The organism is Actinokineospora baliensis, from assembly GCF_016907695.1.
Lineage (GTDB): Bacteria > Actinomycetota > Actinomycetes > Mycobacteriales > Pseudonocardiaceae > Actinokineospora > Actinokineospora baliensis.
Map to the genome: position 1 here is coordinate 2647299 of NZ_JAFBCK010000001.1, position 19707 is coordinate 2667005.

Here is a 19707-nt window from a genome sequence, read left to right on the forward strand (position 1 = left end):
GCCCGCCGGGAGTTCCCGGCGGGCCCTTCCGTCTGTTGTGGACAGTCCGATCGTCGGTTGCGTGATCACGGCCCGTCATGCGTCCGCCGCCCGTTCGTTATGAGATTTCACCTGTTCAGCCCAAATAGTCGATCAAGGACTTGTGCGCATCGGCGGAGCGTCGTAAACCATCACCCATTAGTGGCGTAAGTGGGTGGAGGCGCAATGGGACAGCCGGTGAACGCGAACTGGCAGGGGTTCTGGTCTGACTTGCCGCACGAGCGGGGGTTGGCCATCTGGGACAGTGCGCCGGGGGTGACCGCGACCGCGCACCTGCCGCTGTTCGAGCAGCACTTCGCCGTCGACCTCCCGCTGCTCGACGTCGGCTGCGGCAACGGCACCCAGTCCGCCGCGCTGGCCGAGCACTACGGCCGGGTCCTCGGCCTCGACTTCGCGCCCGCCGCCATCGAGCACGCCCGCGCCCTGCACCCCTCCGGCGTCGACTTCCGCACCTTCGACCTCGCCGACCTCGACGCCGCCGCGGCTCTGCACGCCGAACTGGGCGACGCCAACATCTACATGCGCGGCGTCCTGCACCAGATGCCCGACGAGCGCCGCGCCGACGCCGCCGCGGCACTGGCCACCCTGGTGGGCGCCACCGGCCACCTCTTCGCCGTCGAACTCGCCCCGGCCGCGGGCGACACGATCAAGGACGCCCTGTCCCAGAGCCCGACCGCCGTCCCCAAGATGCGCCAGGTCTTCAAGCACAACCTCACCCCCGCCGCCTGGGTCGACGGCAAGCTCCAGGAGTTGCTCACCGGCGCGGGCCTGGCCATCCTCGACTCCGGCCCGATCACCCTCCAAGGCACCGACACCCTCCCCAACGGCGACCGCCTCGACCTGCCGATGACCTATGCGGTGGCCCGAGCGGGCTAGCGCCACCGGCGGTTCGCGGATGATCCGTGCCACGACGGGTCCCCGCGCCCCGGCCCGCTGGATAGGGTCGGGGCGTGGTGGACCGTGATTGAGCAGATCCTGCCCGCCGCCGTCGTGGCGGTGGAGGCGTTCGTCGACCCGCCGGGGGCTTCGCTGCTGCCGGAGGAGGAGCCGTTCGTCGCGAAAGCCGTGGACAAGCGCAGGCGCGAGTACACGACCGTGCGGCATTGTGCGCGAACGGCGTTGGTGCGGCTCGGGCGGGAACCGGTGGCCATCCTGCCGGGCGAGAAGGGCGCGCCCCAGTGGCCCACGGGCGTGGTGGGCAGCATGACGCACTGCGCCGGGTACCGGGCCGCGGTCCTGGCTGAGCAGTCCGAGATCACCACGGTCGGCATCGACGCCGAGCCGCACGTGGGGCTGCCGGACGGGGTGCTGGACGCGGTGAGCCTGCCCGACGAGCGCGAGCACCTGGCCGACCTGGCCGCGCGGGCGCCGCAGGTGCACTGGGACAAGCTGCTCTTCGCCGCCAAGGAGAGCGTCTACAAGGCGTGGTTCCCGTTGGCGCGCAAGTGGTTGGGCTTCTCCGAGGCCCGCATCCGACTCGCCGAGGACGGCACCTACACCGCCGACCTCCTCGTCCCCGGCCCGACCGTCAACGGCACCGAACTCACCGGCTTCACCGGCCGCTGGACCACCGGCGATGGCCTGGTCATCGCCGCCATCGCGCTCTAAACCCGGAACGATCCGCGCCCGAGGCCCGCAACACCCCGTCCCCGCCCTGGTGACCTGCGGCGACGGGGCGGCTCTGTTCCGGGAATAGCGCGGCTGTTGTCCGAGGGCATTGCTTGTCGATTTCCGCTGAATACCTTCCTCAACGAAACCCCTGCGTGAGGAAGGTTCGACCCGATGGACGCGAAACGACGATGGTTGGCCGCGACTGCGGCCCTGTGCGCGGTCGGCGGTGTGACCGGGTGGTTGTCGAGTTCGGTCTCCGCCCAGCAGCCCGCCGCCGCCGAGGTTGTGGTGGTGGGGGCCGGGGACATCTGCGGCTCCAACTGCAAGCAGACCGCTGACCTGGTGAAAGCCGCCAACCCGGCGGCGGTGTTCACCACCGGCGACAACGCTTACGAGAACGGCTCGCTCAGCGATTACCGGACCTACTACGAACCCGCGTGGGGCCAGTTCCGGTCATTGATCAAACCGACCCCCGGCAACCACGAATACCAAACCAGCGGCGCCGCCGGGTATTGGGACTACTTCAACGGGGCGGGCAACAACACCGGCCCGGCGGGGGAGCGCGGCAAGGGGTACTACAGCTGGGACGTCGGTGACTGGCACTTCGTGGCGTTGAACAGCAACATCACCATGTCCGCCGGGTCCGCGCAGGAGGTGTGGCTGCGCAACGACCTCAAGTCCACCGCCAAGCCGTGCACCGCCGCGTACTTCCACCACCCGCTGTTCACCCGCGGCTCGCACAGCCCGACCACCGCCGCGCGGCCGCTGTGGCAGGCGCTCTACGACAACAAGGCCGACCTGATCCTCAACGGCCACGACCACAACTACCAGCGCTACGCCCCGCAGCGGCCCGACGGCACCGCGGACGCGACCAACGGCATCCGGCAGGTCCTGGTCGGCACCGGCGGCCGCGCGTTCTACACGTTCTCCCGCACGATGCCCAACATCGAGGCCAGCAACGACAACACCTACGGCATCCTCAAGCTGACGCTGAGCGCCACCGGCTACCGCGGCCAGTTCGTGCCCGTCGCGGGCCGCACGTTCACCGACGACTTCTCCGGGTCCTGCAAGCCCAAGGGCACCAGCGGCGGGTTCTCGCTGACCGCCGACCCGGCGACGGTCGCGCCGGGCGGGTCGACCACGACCAAGGTGACCGTCAGCGGGAGCGGGTCGGCGAACCTGTCGCTGTCCGGGCTGCCCGCGGGGGTCACGGCGAGCATCGCGCCGAACCCGGTCACCGCGCCCGGCGCCGCGACGGTCACGCTCAACGCCGCGTCCACCGCGACACCCGGGACCAGCACGGTCACGGTCAGCGGAACGGTCGCGGGGCAGACCAAGACGACGACGTTCGCGCTCACCGTGGGAACCCCCAGCAGTGACGTCTACTTCGACGACTTCGAGCGCGACACCGGGTGGACGGTCGACCCGGCGGGCACCGCGACGACCGGGGCGTGGGAACGCGGAGACCCGGAGGCGACGGCGGAGAACGGCGACAAGCAGCTCGGCACGACGACCAGCGGGACGAACAACCTGGTCACCGGCCGTCTCGCGGGGTCAGGCGCGGGCAGCTACGACGTCGACGGCGGGTGGACCGCGATGCGCTCGCCCGCGATCTCCCTGCCCAGCGGCGCGCTGCGGCTGTCGTTGCGGTGGAGTGCCGGGCTCGGCGCCAACGCGTCCACAGAGGACTACTTCCGGGTGAAGGTCGGCGACAAGGTGGTGCTGGAGCAGAAGGGGACCGGCGCGCACGTCAACGGGTCGTGGCGCACGGCGTCGGTAGACCTGTCCGCCTTCGCCGGGCAGAGCGTGCGCATCGTCGTCGAGGCGGCCGACGTCGGGGCGACGAGCCTGGTGGAGGCCCAGGTCGACGACGTCCGGATCACCCGGGGCTAGCTGGTGTACACGCGCGAAGTTCCGCGCGGGGGAGCACGGTCGGTGGCTGGCATGCCCTCGACCGTGCTCGCCCTCGGCGTGGTCAGCCTGCTCACCGACATCTCGGCGGAGATGGTCACCGCGTTCCTGCCGATGTACCTGGTCTACGGTCTGGGTGCCGGATACCTGCAGCTCGGCGTCGTCGACGGCGTCTACACCGGTGCCACCGCGCTGTTGCGCCTCGTGGGCGGTCACCTGGCCGACCGCACCGGTCGGCCCAAGTCGGTCGCCCTCGTCGGGTACGGGCTGTCCGCGGTGACCAAGCTCGGCTTCCCGGCGGCGGGGGCGTCGTTGCCGCTGATCGGCGGGTTGGTCGCGCTGGACCGGGCGGGCAAGGGCATCCGCACCGGCCCGCGCGACGCCATGATCACCCTCGTCAGCCCGCCCGCGGTGCTCGGCCGGGCCTTCGGCGTGCACCGGACGTTGGACACGATCGGCGCGCTGCTCGGTCCGGTGGTCGCGTTCGCCCTGATCGCGGCGGCCGCGCCGGGGTCGGTGTTCGTGGTGAGCTTCGCGTTCGCCGTGGCCGGGGTGATCGTGTTGGCCGTGTGGGTGCGGGATCCGGGGGTGCGGGTGCCCCGCGAGAAGGTCGACTTCCGGGTTTTGCTGCGACCGGAGTTCCGGCGCGCGGCGGTGGTGGCGACCGTGCTCGGGTTCGTCACGGTCAGCGACGCGTTCCTGCTTCTGGCGGCCCAGCAGCGCACCGGCGTCGACCCGAGGTGGTTGCCGCTGCTGCCGGTCGGCATCGCGGTGACCTTCCTGACCTGCGCGCTCCCGGTGGGTCGGCTGGCCGACCGGGTCGGCCGGTGGCGGGTGTTCCTCGGCGGCCACCTGCTGTTGCTCGCGGTGTACGCGCTGCTGCTGGTCGGCGGCAACTGGGTCGTGCTGGTTGCCGCCCTCGGTCTGCACGGCTTGTTCTACGCCGCCACCGACGGCGTCCTCATGGCCTGCGTCGGCCCGTTGGTGCCCGACGGCCAGCTCGCCAGCGGGCTGGCGGTGGTGCAGACCGCGCAAGCGCTTGCCAGGACGTGCGCGGCGGTCGTGTTCGGGGCCGTCGCCGCGTACGGCGGGCTCGGTGTGTCCTTTGTGTACTTCGGCATCGCCCTTCTCGGGGCGATCGCGGTCGCCTGGAGGTGGCGGTGAAGAAGCTCATCGGTGTCGGTGCCCTGGTCGCCCTGGTGGCGGCGACGGTGACCTACGTTGTCGTCGCCGCCGACCCCGGGGACCAGATCGACCTCACCGCGCCCGATTCCCTGCTGTACGTGGAGAACGGCCACGTGGGTCGCGCACCGATCGCCCAGCCCGGGTCTGGCCGCTCCAGCGGCATGTCCTGCCTGCGCGTCTACTCCGCCGCCTCCACCACCGTGTGCCTCCGCGCGGTGGCCGTCCCCCCGAGCTTCGAAGCCGCCGTCTACTCCGGTAACGAACTCGAGAAGACCCTGCCGCTGGACGGAACCCCGAGCCGCGCCCGGGTCTCCCCGTCCGGCCGCCTAGTAGCGTGGACGGTCTTCCGTGAAGGCGACTCGTACATGCCCGCGGGCTACTTCTCCACCACAGCGGGCATCTACGACCGTCAGACCGGCACCCTCTACGGCTCCATGGAGGACTTCACCGTCCAGGGCATCGACTCCCACGACCGCAACTTCTGGGGCATCACCTTCACCCCCGATGACAAGGGCTTCTACGCCACCCTCTCCACCAACAACACCACCTGGCTGGTCAAGGGCGACCTGGCCACCCGGACCATGACCCCCATCCGCGAGAACGTGGAGTGCCCGTCCCTTTCACCGGATGGCACCCGCATCGCCTACAAGAAGCGCATAGGCGACCACTGGCGCCTCCACGTCTTGACCCTCGCAACCAACACCGAAGCCCCACTAGGCGAACCTGAGGAGGTCGACGACCAAGCCGCCTGGCTCGACAACGACACCGTGGCGTACTCCCGTTCCTCCGGCGGCAACGGCCCACCCGCCATCTACCGGTTGCCTATAGGCCCCAACGCGACTCCGGTGCTGCTCAAGTCGAACGCCACATCCCCAGCGTTAGTCCGGTAGTCCTGCCGCGTCCACCGGGCGGGTCTTGGTGGCCCGCCAGGTGGGGATAAGAGTGGAGGCGAGGGTAAGAGCGGTCATCACACCCAGGATGGCGAGGTAGATCCAGGCCGGGCCCATGGGGAAGATCGAGTCCGAGACGACCAGGCTGAAGGGGACCAGGGTGCCCGCGGAGACCAAGGTGCCCAAGACCAAGCCGACCAAGGCGACCAGGACGCCTTCGGTGGCCATCATGCGCAAGACCTGGCCTCGGCTCGATCCGGTCAAGCGCTGGAGACCGAACTCGCGGCGGCGGGCGGCGGTGGCCATGACCAGGGTGTTCACCACGGAGATCACCGTGTACGCCATGATCATGCCGACCAGGGTGTAGTTGACCCAGGTACCCACTTCCTGGCCCTCGTTGAAGGCCGCCGTCACCGCCTCGCGGTCCCCGACCACCGCGCCGGGCACAGTCGCGACCGTGGCCGCGACCGCCGCCGGGTCGCCCCGGACGAGGATCTGCTGGGGGAGGCGGTCGGTGGTGTGGGGGAGGACCAGGTCGGCGGGCATGAGGAGGGTCTCGAACCCCGGGACGCCGACGAAAGTCGCGGTGACGGTGACGCCCACATCGGTGCCATCGCCTAGACGGAGGGTGATCCTGTCTCCGGTGCGGTAGCCCATGGACTCAGGGACCGCGATGGAGGTGCCGGACAGGTTGTCTATAGAGCCTGCGGTGACGGTGACCGCGGTTGTCGCCGCGATGTCACCGGAGACGGCGTGGGTGGGGAATCCGTCGTCGTCTTGGCCGTCGTGGAAGGGAGCGATCACGTAGACGTGCGTGCTGCTCAGGTTCGTCGCAGCGGTGATGCCCGGGGTGGCGCGTAGGCGGTCCGCGAGGTCTAGAGGGAGTCCGCCGGTGGTTGAGGTGACGATGGTGTCAGCGCGGAGGGTGGCTGCGTAGGCCTCCCGCGCGACCTCGTTCTGGGTGGTCTGCAGGTAGATGTTGGCGGTAGCGATGCCAGTCGCCAACATGATGGGTGTGACCGCGGCCGCCAAGCGGACCGTGCGGGCCCGGGCGTTAAGAAGGCCCAACTCGCCCGCGACACCGGTCACCGCGCGCAGCGGCCACCGCAGGATCGACACCAGGACGCGCGTGATCCCAGGCGAGAGCAAGGCAAGAGCGATCGCCCACAGGATCACCGACGGACCCGCCGTGCTCGCCGCGATCGGGCCCTCCATGACCGCGACGGTCACGATCGCCAAGGCGATGCCGCCGCCGGTGGCCAAGAACGCCAGGATCCCGCGCGGCACGCTCATCCACCGCGTGTCCAGCGCGGAGTCGGCCAACGCCTCCGTCGGCCGGGTCCGCGCCGCCCGCCTGGCCGCGATCAACGCCGCCCCCACGGTGGTCAGCACGCTCGCCCCGACCGCGACCACCAGCGGGATCCACCCCTGGTGGAACACCACCCCCTCGGCCACGACCCCCTTCTCCACCAACATGTCGAACAGCCACTCGCCGATCCACCGCCCCGGCAGGCACCCCAGCGCCGTCGCCACCACCCCGACCAGCAGCGCCTCGACCAACACCATCCGCCGCAGCTGACCCGGCGTCGTGCCGATCGCCCGCAGCAGGGCCAACTCCCTGGCCCGCTGCCGCACCGACAGCCCCAGCGTCGAGGCGACCACGAACATCGCGGTCATCGTCGCCAGCCCGCCGATCACCCCGGCCAGCGCGATCAGCCCATCCCCCTTGGCCTCCGCGTCCTGGTGCTCCACCAAGCCGCGGTCGTCACCGGTGAGCACCTGGCCGTACCGCCCAAGAGCGGCGGCGAGTGCCTCTATGTCCGTCCCCGGCGAAGCCACCACCGACACGCTGTCCACAGTGGACCTACCAGCGAGCTCGGCCACGTCCTGATCGGCGAACAACGGCACGTCCGAGGTCCCCGCGACCACGAACTCCCGTGACTTCCCGCGATAGGAAACGGTGACCGTCTCGCCCGCTGGAGCACGCAACCACACCTGCCCACGCGGAGTCGTCTTCCCAGCGGACGCGGACCCGTGCCCAGTAGCGGGAACACCGTCGATCGCGACCGGGAACGAGAAGTCCGCGCTGGCCGACTCCACGCCCCGCACGCCCTTGACCTGGTCCACGACGGTCGGCGCCAGCCGCACCCGCTCGGGCAGCAGCGCGGTGTCGGTGTGCTCCTTCCCGTTGTCCTCGTCCGGGTTGTCCCGGTACAGCTCGAACTTGTGCGGCGCGACGACCTGCAGGTCCGCGTGCGCCAACCGCTCCGGCGGGATCGCCGTGCGGATGCCCGTCTCCATCAGGCCCGCGCAGGCCAGGACCAGCGCGGCCCCGAAGAACAGGGCGATGAACGTCCCCAGGAACCCGCCCTTGCGGAACCGCAGGGTGCGCAGGGCCAGCCCGAGCATCACGCCACCGCCCAAGCGCCCAGGTGGGTCATCCGCTCGGCCACCGCGTCCGCCGTCGGCTGGTGCAGTTCCCCGACGAGACCGCCGTCGGCCAGGAACACCACGCGGTCGGCGAAGGACGCCGCCACCGGGTCGTGGGTGACCATCACGATCGTCTGCCCACCGGTGGACACCGCCTGGCGCAACAGGCCGAGCACCTCCCGAGCGGTCCGCGTGTCCAGGGCTCCGGTCGGCTCGTCAGCGAAGATCACCGCCGGTCGGGTGACCAGCGCCCGCGCGATCGCGACCCGCTGCTGCTGCCCGCCGGACAACTGCGCGGGTCGGTGACCCAGCCGGTTGTCCAACCCGACCCGGCGCACCACCTCCGCCATGGCGGCCCGGTTCGGCCGACGCCCGGCCAGCCGCAGCGGCAGCGCGATGTTCTGCGCGACCGTCAACGCGGGCAACAGGTTGAACGCCTGGAAGATGAACCCGATCTTGTCCCGCCGCAGCCGGGTCAGCTGCCGCTCGCCGAGCTTGGTGAGCTCGACACCGTCCAACTCCACAGAACCGCCGGTCGGCCTGTCGAGCCCGGCGGCGCAGTGCAGGAAGGTGCTCTTCCCCGAACCGGACGGCCCCATCACGGCCGTGAAGGTCCCGCGCTGGAACCGCGCGCTCACCCCCGCGAGCGCCTCGACCGCACCGCTGCCCTTCCCGTAGACCTTCCGGACTCCCGAAAGACGCACGGCAACCGCCTGGTCTTCCGCCGCCCACCCACTGACACCCACGCCCGCTCCCCACGCCATGTCGACTTGGGACAAACGCTATGGCCGTGAGCAGCCAGGACCCATGGCGCTGGCTTCAGTCTTGGGGGTGGGGCTAGCCCTACCGCCTACGCCGGTGACCCGCGGCTGCCGCGGCACCAGCGCCCACGATCAGCACGATGGCCGTCAAGCCCCAGCGCCGCTTCTCCTCGGTGCTGCTCCGCGCTCGCGCGCTCACCTGAGGCGCTTCGGTGGTCGGTTGCTGCCTATAGGGCCGCTTGGCCGTCGCAGCGGGTGCAGGTGCCGGCGCCGGTGTTGGAGCTGCCGTGGTGGGCGGCGGCGGTACGACAGGGACCGGCGTCGTGCTGATCACCGGGGACGTCGCGGGCGTCACCACCGGCGCGGGGGCGGGCCGCTGCGGCACGGGAGCCGGTGGTTGCGGCCGCGGCTGGGTCGTGGGCGGCGTCTGCGGTGTGGTGGCGGGCTCGACACCCGGCAGGCACGACGTGGCGTCGGCGGAGACCACAGCGGGCCACGCGGTGATCTCCTGCGCGGCACCGGTGGTCAGGTCGATCCGGAACAGCGGGGAGCGGTTGCCCGCCTGGTTCGCCGCCGCGTAGAGCGCGCCGTCGGGAGCCAGCACCGCGACCCCGAACGACGCCGACGCGGGCAGCGTCGGCGCGTCCACCTGGACCACCTGCCCGGTGGTGATGTTGATCTGGACGACGTGGCTGTGGTCGAACCCCGGCGCCACCCCGTAGGCGTTGCCCGACCGCACGTCGAAGTCGTCGACGTCGTCGACCTGCCCCCTCGGGTGGGTCATCACCGCGTCGACCACGCCGAGGTAGGTCCGGTTCGCCGGGTCGAGGTCGATCCGGTAGATCGCGGACCCGTCCCGCACGAGGAGGGTGGTGCCGACGATCGTGCCCGCGGTCACCGAGGTGAAGTTGTCGTTGGGGAAGTGCAGTTCGTTGACCCGCCGCACCGGGCCGTGGTCGATGACGTCGCCCTCCGTGCCGATGGACACCACGTGCGCGCCGTCGCCGAACACGCCCTCGGTGGACCGCGTCGACAGCCCCCACAACGAGTTCGTGTCCGCGGAGTACGCGATCGCGTTGACCCGGTACCGCAGGGTGGCGATCCGCTGCATGGTGAAATCGCCCAGGCTCACCCGGCTCAGCACCGACATCCCCATGTCCGGGCTGTGCACCCGGAAGAACGTGCACGCCACCGCGGGCGCCGCCTCACCCTCGGCCAGGCCGAGGACAGCGCCCCCGGCCAGCACGACCCCGACAGCGCTGGCGGTCGCCAGAGCGCGTCTCATTGCAGTCGCGCCTGAGCGCTCTCGAATGCCGACGGCTCCACCTTCGCCCCGCCGCTGTACGGGTTCTGCAACTGGTGGGTCGCGAACAACAGCAGGGACAACGTGCCTGCCAGGATCGAGACGATGACGATGTGGGTCACCGGGCGGGGGCCGCCGAACAACAGCGGCAGCGCCACCGACATGACACTTCCGGCCACCAGCGCGAACCACAGCACATCGCTGATGCCGTTGCCCGCCGCGTTCAGCCTTTCCTGCCGCGCCTGGTAGACGTCCCACAGCTTGTTGGCGGCATCGATCTTCTGGTTGTTCTGCCAGTCGTCATTGGCGGGGGCCTTCGCCACGGCCGCCCGCATCCGCTCCAACATCGACCACCCGTTGCCGGAGACGTCGTCGTTGCCCGCGGCCATGTCCGGCCACTCCTGCTCCGCCACGGTGGTCACGTAGTCCGCGCTGAGCGTGCGCACCTCGGCCGCGGTCTCCTCGCCGAGCGAATCCGCCGCCCACCGCGCCGCGATCAGGTTCTCCGCCTCGCGGTAGGAGGTGTCCTCCGCGGCGCTGGTGGCGTCGAACAGCGAGATCAGCACGAAGGCGAGCAGCACCGCGTGCAGGCCGCCCACGATCGTGAACACCTGGCCGGCGGCCTCGTTGTTGTCCACCGTGCCCTGCGTCTCGCCGATGCGGCGGATCAGGTACGCCACCCCCGCGGTGACGATGGCCGCGCCGAAGACCCAGATCAGCCCGGTGAGGTAGATGTTCATCGCTGCTTCAGGTGCCCTTTCCGCAACAACATTCGCGAAATGCCCGCCGAACGGGTCCGTGCCGGTGCAACTGTGCCGGATGGACGGTCACCGATGCGCGTCGAGCGTGACCGATCTACTCGATCGGATTACCTGCCATCGTGATTTCCGAGTTACCCGCGAGTCCACAAGGTAGTGACCCGGTCGTTATTGCCACAAGAGCGGCCACCGAAAGCCCTCATTCGTAGCTCCTGAATGACCGAATAGCGGCATCCGGGCCGCCGCGGGCGCACGCAGGCGAGATCGCCGCCACCCGACCCGGGACTTGATCGGCCGACGGGGTGATGGGAACCTCTGCCGGGGTGACCACGCGTGCTCGCCGGGGCGGTCGGCGATCCCTCCACTGTGGAGTAGCTGCCCGGTTGGGCGCGTCGGTGCTCACCCGCGGCAGTTCACCCGACGAGGAGCACCCATGAGCGACGACCGTCGCCAGCGCATCGTGTCCGTCCTGCACGCGGCCTTCGCCGACCTGATGGCCGCCGACCCCACCGCCTTCCGCAGCAAGTTCCGCAAGATGGCCGCCGAGCCGTTCGCCTTCTACCGGGGCAGCGCCTGCCTGTTCTACGCCGACATGGTGGACGAACCGGACGAATGGGCCGACCCGCGCACCGCCAGGGTCTGGATCCAGGGCGACCTGCACGCGGAGAACTTCGGCACCTACATGGACGCCGAGGGCACCCTGGTCTTCGACGTCAACGACTTCGACGAGGCCTACCTGGGCGCCTTCACCTGGGACGTGCGCCGCTTCGCCGCGAGCATGGCGCTGCTGGGCTGGCGCAAGGCATTCCCGGACGAGGCGATCACCCGGCTGGTGCGCGGCTACACCGAGGCCTACGTGCACCAGGTCCGCGAGTTCGCCTCCAAGTCCGGCGACGAGCTGTTCAGCCTGCGCCTGGACAACACCGATGGCGCCATCAACCAGGTGCTGCTGCAGGCCAAGCTCGCGACCAGGGTCGCACTGCTCAACGAGACCACCAGCGTGCGCGACTTCGACCGAGTGTTCCGCGTCGGCCCCGGCGTGCGCGAGCTCGAAGACGAGGAGCGCGCCAAGGTCGAGGCCGCCTTCGAGAGCTACCTCGACACCATCCCCAGCGGCAAGCGCGCCGCGAGCAGCCTCAGCTACAAGGTGAAGGACGTGGTGGGGCGCAGCGGGTTCGGCATCGGCTCCGCGGGTCTGCCCGCGTACAACGTGCTGGTCGAAGGCCGTTCGCAGGCGCTGGAGAACGACGTCGTGCTGTCGATGAAGCAGGCCAACGTCGCCGCCCCCAGCCGGGTGGTCGACGACGAGGGCGTCCGCTCGTACTTCCACCACCACGGCCACCGGACCGCGGTCTCGCAGCGCGCGCTGCAGGCGCACGCCGACCCGTGGCTCGGCTACACCGAGCTCGACGGCACCGGCTTCGTGGTCGCCGAGCTCTCGCCGTACGTCACCGACCTCGACTGGTCCGACCTCACCGAACCGGCCGACATCCTGCCGGTCGTGACCTACCTCGGCCGGGCGAGCGCCAAGGCGCACTGCGTGTCGGACTCCGACTCCGAGCAGACCCTGGTCGACTTCCAGGTCGAGGAGGCCATCGCGGGGGCGATCGGCGACCGCGAGGGCCCGTTCGTCGACTCGGTGGTCGAGTTCGCGCACCGCTACGCCGAGCAGACCCGCCTCGACCACCGGCTCTTCGTGGAGGCCTTCCGCGGTGGTGAGATCAAGGGCGTGGAATCCGTGTGACGCCGTAGCCGGATCGGGGTACGTAGCGCCGGGCGGAGACGAGGAGGATTCATGCCTGATCTGCTGCTCGGTCCGGTGCTGCGGCACGTGGACTCGACTTCGGCGACGGTGTGGGTGGAGACCGACGCGGCCTGCGATGTCGCCATCGCGGGCCGCGTGGCCAGCACCTTCGAGGTGGCCGGGCACCACTACGCGCTGGTGGTGATCACCGACCTGGAGCCGGGGTCGGTCACCGAGTACGACGTGCGCCTCGACGGCGCCGTGCGCTGGCCAGAACCCGGCGACGACCTGCCGCCGAGCCGGATCCGGACGCTGCCCGACGGCGGCGACTCGGACTTCCTGCTGCTGTTCGGCTCCTGCCGCAAGCCCGAGAGCGACGACCCCAAGGAGCACGCGCTCTGGGGCACCGACGCGCTCGCCGCCTACGCGCTGCGCATGGCCACCCAGGAGGAGATCCGCTGGCCCGACTCGCTGGTGCTGCTCGGTGACCAGGTCTACGCCGACGAGACCAGCAAGGCGACCCAGGAGTGGATCAGGGGCAGGCGCGACACCAGCAGGCCGCCGGGCACCGAGGTCATCGACTTCACCGAGTACGTCCGGCTCTACCACGAGTCCTGGTCGACCCGGCTGGTGCGCTGGCTGTTCGCCACCGTCCCGGTGTCGATGATCTTCGACGACCACGACGTGCGTGACGACTGGAACACCTCGCAGACCTGGCGCGACGAGATCGAGCGCACCGACTGGTGGGCGGGCCGCGAACGCGCCGCCATCGTCACGTACTGGATCTACCAGCACATCGGCAACCTCTCGCCTGCGGAACTGGCCGAGGACGAGACCTTCCGCAAGGTCACCGCCGCAGGCGGCGACGCGACCCCGGTGCTCAGCGACTTCGCCGACGTGGCCACCCAGGAGTTCAACGGCCGCAAGGGCACCAGGTGGAGCTACCGGCGCGACTTCGGCAACGTGCGGCTGCTGGTCATCGACACCCGGTCCGGCCGCATCCTCAAGGACGGCCACCGGTCCATGGTCGGCGACGGCGAGTTCGAGTGGATCGAGGACAACGCCGACGGCGACTACGACCACCTGCTCATCGGCTCGTCGCTGCCCTGGCTCATGCCGCACGTGATCTCGCACGTGCAGTCCATGAACGAGGTCGCCTGCAGGCGCACCGACTGGCGCGGTCGGCTGGCGGAGAAGCTGCGCCAGGCCGCCGACCTGGAGCACTGGCCCTCGTTCCGCAAGTCCTCCGACCGGCTCACCCGGCTGATCCGGCGGATCGCCGAGGGCGACGCGGCCACCGTCTGCGTGCTCTCCGGCGACGTCCACCACGTCTACGCCGCCGAGGCCACCTTCGACCGCCCGGTCAACGCCCGGGTCTACCAGCTGACCTGCTCGCCGCTGCACAACGCCGTCGAGCGGTTCATGCGACCGCTGTTCCGGGTCGGGTGGTCGCGGACCCTCGCCGGGCTCCTGCGGCGGTGGATGTACCGGTCGCCCGAGATCGAGCCGCTGCCGGTGGACTGGCGCAAGGTGGCCGGACCGTACTTCGGCAACGCCGTGGCCACGCTGCGGGTGCGCGGCCGGGACGCGGATGTGGTGATCGAACAGGCGGGCGACGGCCCCGACGGGCCGTGGCTGCGGCCGCTGCCCAACGTCGCCCTCACGGCGGGGCGCCCGCGCTGAGCCGGGCGGTCGCTCCTAGACTTCCCGGTGTGGAATACCAGCTCACCGCCGATGTGAACCCGCCGTCGAACACCGACCTCGACCCGCTGCAGCGGCACGGTGTCGCCGCCCTGCTCGACGAGCAGTTGGACCTGCTGGCGGGCATCGAGGGGCCCGACGGCGTCGAGGTCGAGCCGCTGGACCACCGGGTCGTCGTGCACCCCACCGGGGCGGTCATCACCTGGGTGCTCGACGCGCCCGCGCTCTCGTTCGCCGAGGAGGCGGCCAGGCACGTGCTCACCGAGCTGCTGGCCACCAGCGAGCTGCTCGAGGGCTGGACGGTCGGCCGCTGCGAGGTCATCGCCTCCGACGACGACCTCGCCGCCGCGCTCGGCGAGGAGCGGCCCGAGCTGGAGGACGAGGACGACGACGGCGAGCTGACCGAGGAGGAGATCGCCGCGCTGCGCGACGAGCTGCTGGTCTCGGCAGACGCACTGCGCGCCTTCGGCCCCGAGGCGTTCGGCCACAACCCGGCCGACCCGGACTCGCCGGTCTCCGCCGAGGCCGCTCGCCTGGTCGCCGGTGCCCTGGTGCAGGCCATGGAGATCCTCACCGACGAGCTGTTCGCCGACGTGCAGGAACTGGAGGACGCCGAGGGCGCCGCCAGCGACGTCGAGGCGCTCAGCGTGCTCAACCAGCTCCCGCTGCGCTACGCCGAGCACTACGGCGCCCTGTTCGCCAAGCAGTTCCTGGTGGTCAGCGCGATCCTGGGCTACCGGCTGGCCCAGCCGGGCTGGACCCCGCCGCTGTGCACCGCCGAGGCGCTGGCCCTGCACGTGCTCAAGGCCGAGGCGGGCGTCCAGCTCGACCTGGCCGGTCTGCTCGACGAACTGCCGGTCAAGCAGATCTTCGCCGCCTTCGACGAGCACGCCTTCGCCGACCACGACCACGAGCGCCTCTACGACCTCGACGAGGAGACCGGCGAGGACGAGATCGACCTCCTGGGCACCCCCGGCCTCGACATCGACGAGTGGTTCCTGCCCAAGGGCACCGACGTGCTGCACCCCTACCTGGCGGCGGAGCCCTCGGCCAGTCACGCCGAGTAGTCCCACCCTCCGGACGCCGTTGACCAGCCACCCCCCGGCTGGTCGACTGATCGCCGTGCGTCCCTCACCGGTCACCGCGGGTACCGAACCGGCCCGCGTCACCCTCACCGTCCACGTGACCGCCGAGGCCGACCGCATCCCGGAACTGACCGCGGGCCTGGTCAACGCGCTCACCACGCTGGGCCGCGACGAGCTCGCCGTGACGGTCGACGGGCCGGTCGCCCCGGTGGTCTCGCTGCCCCGCCGCAGCGCCCCGCTGGTCGTGCAGGCCGACGCCAGGCGCGTCCTGTGGCAGGGCCGCGAGGTGGTCCTCACCCGGCTGGAGTTCGACCTGCTGCTCTACCTGGCGACCCACCCGAGCCGGGTGCACCGCCGGCGGGCGCTGATGACCCAGGTCTGGCGGACGACCTACGTCAGCGAACGCACCGTCGACGTCCACGTGCGGCGGCTGCGCGGGAAGATCGGCTTGGGCGAGGACCTGATCCGGACCGTGCGCGGCGTCGGCTACCAGTTCGCCGACGCCGGGCTCGTCGCGGTGGAGCGCGGTTAGTCCGCTACTGGCCCTGCTTGCGCCCGGTCTCCTCTTCCCACTTCGACAGCTGCTGCTCCAGCGCCTTCATGATCTCGAAGACCTGCGACGGCGGGATCCGCACGCGCGAGACGATCCGGGCCGGGGTGGCGATGAAGGCGGCGCCGTTGTCGTCCTGGCTGGGGTGGTTGGGGCCGACGACGGTGGCGAAGTCCAGCACGAAGGACTCCTTGTCGTGCCAGACCACGGCGAACGAGGCGTAGTGGCCGACCTCCTGCTCCGGGGGCAGGTTGACCATGAAGCGGGCGTCGAGCGGCTGGTTCATCTGGCGATCCTCCCGGGGTGCGTGGCCCCGATGCTAACCACGTTCGTGGAAAGCGCGGCGGTAGGCCGAAGGGGAGGTGCGCATCGCCCTGGTGAAGTGGTGCCGGTAGGTCACCGGCGACTCGAACCCGACGGCGGCGGCGATCTCCGGGATCGGGTGTCCGCCGGTCTCCAGCAGCGCCAGGCTGGCCTGCACCCGCTGGGTGATCAACCAGCGGATCGGGCTGGTGCCGGTGGCCTGCTTGAACCGGCGCAGGTAGGTGCGCGGCGACAGGTGCGACCGGCGGGCCAGCGACTCGACGGTGATCGGTTCGGCCAGGTTCGCCAGCGCCCAGGTCATGCTGTCGGCCACCGCGTCCACCGACACCGCGGGCACCGGTGCCTCGATGAACTGCGCCTGCCCGCCGTCGCGGTGCGGGGCGACCACCAGTCGGCGGGCGACGGCGTTGGCGACGGTGGCGCCGTGGTCGGTGCGCACCAGGTGCACGCACAGGTCGATGCCCGCCGCGCTCCCCGCGCTGGTGAGGATGTCGCCGTCATCGACGTAGAGCACTTCGGCGTCCACCTCCACCCGCGGGTGGCGTTCGGCGAGCAGCGGTGCGTAGCGCCAGTGCGTCGCCGCGCGCCGACCGTCCAGCAGGCCCGCGGCGGCGAGCGCGAACGCGCCGCTGCAGATGGAGACCAGGCGCGCGCCGCGGGAGTGGGCCGATCGCAGCGCCGCGACCACCGGCTCCGGCACCGGGGCGCGCACGTCGGAGACACCGGGGACGATCACCGTGTCGGCCGCCGCGAGGGCCGTCAGGTCGTTCTCCGCGTGCATCGTCGCGCCGCCGACCACCCGCACCGGGCCGTCCGCGCAGATCAGCAGCCGGTACCAGTCGATGTCGAGTTCGGGCCGGTGCAGGCCGAAGACCTCGGTCACGATGCCGAGTTCGAACGGTGACATGCCGTCGTAGGCCAAGACGCTCACGGTGTGGATGGCGAGATATTAGCGCATGGCGGCGTTGGCGCCACTTCCTCGACGTCCGGCCTGGCCGCAGGATCACAGCCATGGACGCCATCACCCACTTCAGCACCCGCCTCACCTTCGAGACCGACGCCAGCGACGTGCACGCCGCCATGGGCACCGGGGCGCTGACCCTGGTCGACACCCGCTCCACCGAGGCGTGGGCGCAGGGCCACGTGCTCGGCGCGATCCACCTGCCGACCCGCGACATCGCCGCCCGCGCGGCCGAGGTCGTGCCCGAGGGCGCCGCGGTCGTCACCTACTGCTGGGGTCCTGGGTGTAACGGGGCGACCAAGGCCGCCCTGGAGTTCGCCAAGCTCGGCTACTCGGTGCGCGAGATGCTCGGCGGCTTCGAGTACTGGGCCCGCGAGGGGTTCCCGGTCGAGGGCCGCTCGGTGCCGGTCGACCCGCTCACCACGGTGGTCACCGGCGGCTGCGGCTGCTGACACTCCACAGTGGACGCGTTGGGCCCAATGGCCCAACGCGCACCGGAAACCGTTTCACGCCCCGACGGCCAGGGTATCTACCCGGCATCACGCGATGTCCGGGAAGGAGAACCCGATGTCAACAGGCGCGATCATCGGCATCGTCGTCGCGGTCGTCGTTGTAGTTGCCCTGGTAGCGGTGGCACTGCGCGCCCAAGCGCGCAGCAAGCACCTGCGGGAGCGGTTCGGCGGGGAGTACGAGCGCGCGGTGCACGCCAGCTCCAAGCGCGAAGCCGAGCGCGAGCTGCTGCAGCGCGAACGCCGCCACGCCGAGCTCGACATCCAGCCGCTGTCAGCGGCCGAGCGGGAGAGCTACACGGCGCGCTGGTCGTTGGTGCAGGCCAAGTTCGTCGACCAGCCGGGTGCCGCCGTCGAGGAGGCCGACCAGCTGGTCAGCGCCGTGATGGCCAAGCGCGGCTACCCCGTCGACGGCGACCAGGACCAGCGCGTCGCCGACCTGTCGGTCCGCCACTCGTCCACTGTGGAGCACTACCGGCTGGCCCGTTCGGTGCGCGGCAAGCACACCGGCGACGGTGACGCCTCGACCGAGGAGCTGCGCGAGGCGATCGTGCGCTACCGCGCGCTGTTCGACGAGCTGCTCGCCGACGGCGCCGATGAGTCCCGTGTAGACGGTCAGGCCGACGGGCGGGCGCACCACGCACCCCGGCGCGACACCGCCACCCGCCCGGCCACCCAGTGACCCGAGCGAGCCAACCCCCAGTCCCCACGGAAGGCCCAGTCGTGACCAAGCCGCAAGACGACCGCAGGCTGCAGACCGAGGACCTGCTCGTCGCCCCCGACAACGACCCCGCCACCAACTCGCCCTACCACGACACCACCCACGACTCGGGCTACCACGACAGCGGCACCGCCCGGACCGACCAGGACACCGCGCCCGCCGCCGACGAGCCGTTCGACCAGGACCGCGACGTGGACCGGCAGCCGGTGGACCAGGAACCCGCGGACCAGGAGCCCAGAGGCGCCGACCCCGACTACACCGAGAACGCGCCGACCGAGGCGATCCCGGAGCAGCAGGTCGTCCGCGAGTCCGGTGTCCCGGTCGCGACCGACGCCGAGGAGCCCGCCGCGCAGCTGTTCACCGAGGCGGAGGTCGAGCGCTTCCGCGAGCAGTGGCAGGCGATCCAGGGCACCTTCGTCGACGACCCGCGCGACGCCGTGCGCGGTGCCGACCACCTGGTGGCCGAGGTGATGCAGGTGCTGGCGGCGACCTTCACCGAGCACAAGCGCGGCCTCGAGGAGCAGTGGCAGCACGGCGAGGACGCGCAGACCGAAGACCTGCGCCAGGCGCTGCGCCGCTACCGGTCGTTCTTCAACCAACTGCTGCACACCTGAGCTGTTCCGAGGTCCCCGCGTCCGGCACACTTGCTGGTCGCGGGGATTTCGGCGTCCCCGGAGGTGGACGGAGGCGTTCGGTTTGGGCGGGTACGCACTGTTCGACACGGCGATCGGCCGCTGCGGCGTCGCCTGGGGCGACAACGGGATCACCGCGGTCCAACTCCCCGAGCGCACCGAGGCCGCGACCGTCGCCCGCCTTGGCCGCTACGGCAGCGCCGCCGAACCACCCGCCGCCGTGACCGCCGCGATCACCCGGATGACCGCCCTGCTGCGCGGCGACCACGACGACCTCACCGACATCGCCGTCGACCCCGAGGGCATCCCCGAGTTCGACGGCCGGGTCTACGCGATCGCCCGCGCGATCCCGCCGGGCGAGACCCTCACCTACGGCGAGGTCGCCACCCGCCTCGGCCTCCCCGGTTCGGCCCAAGCGGTCGGCCAAGCCCTGGGCAGGAACCCGTACCCGATCGTCGTCCCCTGCCACCGGGTGCTGGGCGCGAACGGCAGGGTCGGCGGTTTCTCGGCGGGCGACGGCGCGGTGACCAAGCTGCGCATCCTGGGCATCGAGGGCGCCGCCCCCGGCGGTCAACCGTCCCTCTTCGACTGA

Annotated in this window: 19 protein-coding genes; 13 read left to right on the forward strand and 6 right to left on the reverse strand. The window is 71.0% G+C overall.

Features of this window, described 5'->3' with window-relative positions:
• The first annotated feature begins 204 nt into the window (after positions 1–204).
• The 5 genes from JOD54_RS12670 (at position 205) to JOD54_RS12690 (ending at position 5636) form a co-directional block, all read left to right on the forward strand.
• Positions 205–915, forward strand: coding sequence for a class I SAM-dependent methyltransferase (locus tag JOD54_RS12670; protein WP_204450725.1), 711 nt, complete (start codon positions 205–207; stop codon positions 913–915).
• 84 nt (positions 916–999) lie between these two features.
• Entirely contained in the window at positions 1000–1647 is a 648-nt protein-coding gene (locus JOD54_RS12675) for a 4'-phosphopantetheinyl transferase family protein (RefSeq protein WP_204450726.1), read from the forward strand.
• Positions 1648–1821: 174 nt separating this feature from the next.
• Positions 1822–3543, forward strand: a complete 1722-nt coding sequence (locus JOD54_RS12680) for a metallophosphoesterase (RefSeq protein WP_204450727.1) — start codon at positions 1822–1824, stop codon at positions 3541–3543.
• 51 nt (positions 3544–3594) lie between these two features.
• Positions 3595–4725, forward strand: coding sequence for an MFS transporter (locus tag JOD54_RS12685; protein WP_204456241.1), 1131 nt, complete (start codon positions 3595–3597; stop codon positions 4723–4725).
• Entirely contained in the window at positions 4722–5636 is a 915-nt protein-coding gene (locus JOD54_RS12690) for a TolB family protein (RefSeq protein WP_204450728.1), read from the forward strand. Before JOD54_RS12685 ends, JOD54_RS12690 begins: the two co-directional genes overlap by 4 nt.
• On the opposite strand, the gene JOD54_RS12695 is transcribed toward JOD54_RS12690, so the two are convergent.
• The 4 genes from JOD54_RS12695 to JOD54_RS12710 form a co-directional block, all read right to left on the reverse strand.
• Positions 5625–8045 (reverse strand): ABC transporter permease, encoded by a 2421-nt coding sequence (locus JOD54_RS12695; protein ID WP_204450729.1) that lies wholly within the window; start codon positions 8043–8045, stop codon positions 5625–5627. The genes JOD54_RS12690 and JOD54_RS12695 overlap by 12 nt on opposite strands.
• Positions 8045–8830, reverse strand: a complete 786-nt coding sequence (locus JOD54_RS12700) for an ABC transporter ATP-binding protein (protein WP_204450730.1) — start codon at positions 8828–8830, stop codon at positions 8045–8047. Before JOD54_RS12700 ends, JOD54_RS12695 begins: the two co-directional genes overlap by 1 nt.
• A gap of 79 nt (positions 8831–8909) precedes the next feature.
• Positions 8910–10112: a DUF6923 family protein gene (locus JOD54_RS12705; protein WP_204450731.1), complete on the reverse strand. Its 1203-nt coding sequence runs from the start codon at positions 10110–10112 to the stop codon at positions 8910–8912.
• Complete coding sequence (locus JOD54_RS12710) at positions 10109–10870, reverse strand: bestrophin-like domain (protein WP_204450732.1); 762 nt, start codon at positions 10868–10870, stop codon at positions 10109–10111. The genes JOD54_RS12705 and JOD54_RS12710 overlap by 4 nt, the downstream gene beginning before the upstream one ends.
• Positions 10871–11321: 451 nt before the next feature.
• Between JOD54_RS12710 and JOD54_RS12715 the strand changes: the two genes are divergently transcribed.
• The 4 genes from JOD54_RS12715 to JOD54_RS12730 are packed head-to-tail and all read left to right on the forward strand — an operon-like array spanning position 11322 to position 15950.
• Positions 11322–12632 carry a DUF2252 domain-containing protein gene (locus tag JOD54_RS12715; RefSeq protein ID WP_204450733.1) on the forward strand — a complete coding sequence of 437 codons (1311 nt, stop codon included), beginning with the start codon at positions 11322–11324 and terminating at the stop codon, positions 12630–12632.
• Positions 12633–12683: 51 nt separating this feature from the next.
• Positions 12684–14315 (forward strand): alkaline phosphatase D family protein, encoded by a 1632-nt coding sequence (locus tag JOD54_RS12720; RefSeq protein ID WP_204450734.1) that lies wholly within the window; start codon positions 12684–12686, stop codon positions 14313–14315.
• Between the two features lie 29 nt (positions 14316–14344).
• Positions 14345–15400, forward strand: coding sequence for a hypothetical protein (locus JOD54_RS12725; protein WP_204450735.1), 1056 nt, complete (start codon positions 14345–14347; stop codon positions 15398–15400).
• Positions 15401–15455: 55 nt separating this feature from the next.
• The gene (locus JOD54_RS12730) at positions 15456–15950 is read left to right on the forward strand and encodes a winged helix-turn-helix domain-containing protein (RefSeq protein WP_307859977.1); all 495 of its coding nucleotides are present in this window, start codon (positions 15456–15458) and stop codon (positions 15948–15950) included.
• A gap of 4 nt (positions 15951–15954) precedes the next feature.
• On the opposite strand, the gene JOD54_RS12735 is transcribed toward JOD54_RS12730, so the two are convergent.
• Together JOD54_RS12735 and JOD54_RS12740 are read right to left on the reverse strand one after the other, a co-directional pair.
• Entirely contained in the window at positions 15955–16254 is a 300-nt protein-coding gene (locus tag JOD54_RS12735) for a DUF3467 domain-containing protein (RefSeq protein WP_204450736.1), read from the reverse strand.
• 33 nt (positions 16255–16287) lie between these two features.
• Complete coding sequence (locus JOD54_RS12740; RefSeq protein WP_443602208.1) at positions 16288–17232, reverse strand: helix-turn-helix domain-containing protein; 945 nt, start codon at positions 17230–17232, stop codon at positions 16288–16290.
• Positions 17233–17303: 71 nt separating this feature from the next.
• Here JOD54_RS12740 and JOD54_RS12745 point away from each other — a divergent pair, with 71 nt between their 5' ends.
• The 4 genes from JOD54_RS12745 (at position 17304) to JOD54_RS12760 (ending at position 19707) form a co-directional block, all read left to right on the forward strand.
• A complete protein-coding gene (locus JOD54_RS12745; protein WP_204450738.1) occupies positions 17304–17705 on the forward strand; it encodes a rhodanese-like domain-containing protein in 402 nt (133 codons plus the stop codon).
• Positions 17706–17820: 115 nt separating this feature from the next.
• Positions 17821–18444: a hypothetical protein gene (locus JOD54_RS12750; RefSeq protein WP_204450739.1), complete on the forward strand. Its 624-nt coding sequence runs from the start codon at positions 17821–17823 to the stop codon at positions 18442–18444.
• Between the two features lie 41 nt (positions 18445–18485).
• Positions 18486–19097, forward strand: a complete 612-nt coding sequence (locus tag JOD54_RS12755; RefSeq protein WP_204450740.1) for a hypothetical protein — start codon at positions 18486–18488, stop codon at positions 19095–19097.
• 82 nt (positions 19098–19179) lie between these two features.
• Complete coding sequence (locus JOD54_RS12760; RefSeq protein WP_204450741.1) at positions 19180–19707, forward strand: methylated-DNA--[protein]-cysteine S-methyltransferase; 528 nt, start codon at positions 19180–19182, stop codon at positions 19705–19707.

Bases quoted from the DNA above. Each gene is read 5' to 3' on its own strand.
- JOD54_RS12670 (WP_204450725.1), top strand. From the start codon at position 205: ATGGGACAGCCGGTGAACGCGAACTGGCAGGGGTTCTGGTCTGACTTG.
- JOD54_RS12680 (WP_204450727.1), top strand. From the start codon at position 1,822: ATGGACGCGAAACGACGATGGTTGGCCGCGACTGCGGCCCTGTGCGCG.
- JOD54_RS12685 (WP_204456241.1), top strand. From the start codon at position 3,595: ATGCCCTCGACCGTGCTCGCCCTCGGCGTGGTCAGCCTGCTCACCGAC.
- JOD54_RS12695 (WP_204450729.1), bottom strand. From the start codon at position 8,045: ATGCTCGGGCTGGCCCTGCGCACCCTGCGGTTCCGCAAGGGCGGGTTC.
- JOD54_RS12700 (WP_204450730.1), bottom strand. From the start codon at position 8,830: ATGGCGTGGGGAGCGGGCGTGGGTGTCAGTGGGTGGGCGGCGGAAGAC.
- JOD54_RS12705 (WP_204450731.1), bottom strand. From the start codon at position 10,112: ATGAGACGCGCTCTGGCGACCGCCAGCGCTGTCGGGGTCGTGCTGGCC.
- JOD54_RS12710 (WP_204450732.1), bottom strand. From the start codon at position 10,870: ATGAACATCTACCTCACCGGGCTGATCTGGGTCTTCGGCGCGGCCATC.
- JOD54_RS12715 (WP_204450733.1), top strand. From the start codon at position 11,322: ATGAGCGACGACCGTCGCCAGCGCATCGTGTCCGTCCTGCACGCGGCC.
- JOD54_RS12720 (WP_204450734.1), top strand. From the start codon at position 12,684: ATGCCTGATCTGCTGCTCGGTCCGGTGCTGCGGCACGTGGACTCGACT.
- JOD54_RS12735 (WP_204450736.1), bottom strand. From the start codon at position 16,254: ATGAACCAGCCGCTCGACGCCCGCTTCATGGTCAACCTGCCCCCGGAG.
- JOD54_RS12745 (WP_204450738.1), top strand. From the start codon at position 17,304: ATGGACGCCATCACCCACTTCAGCACCCGCCTCACCTTCGAGACCGAC.
- JOD54_RS12750 (WP_204450739.1), top strand. From the start codon at position 17,821: ATGTCAACAGGCGCGATCATCGGCATCGTCGTCGCGGTCGTCGTTGTA.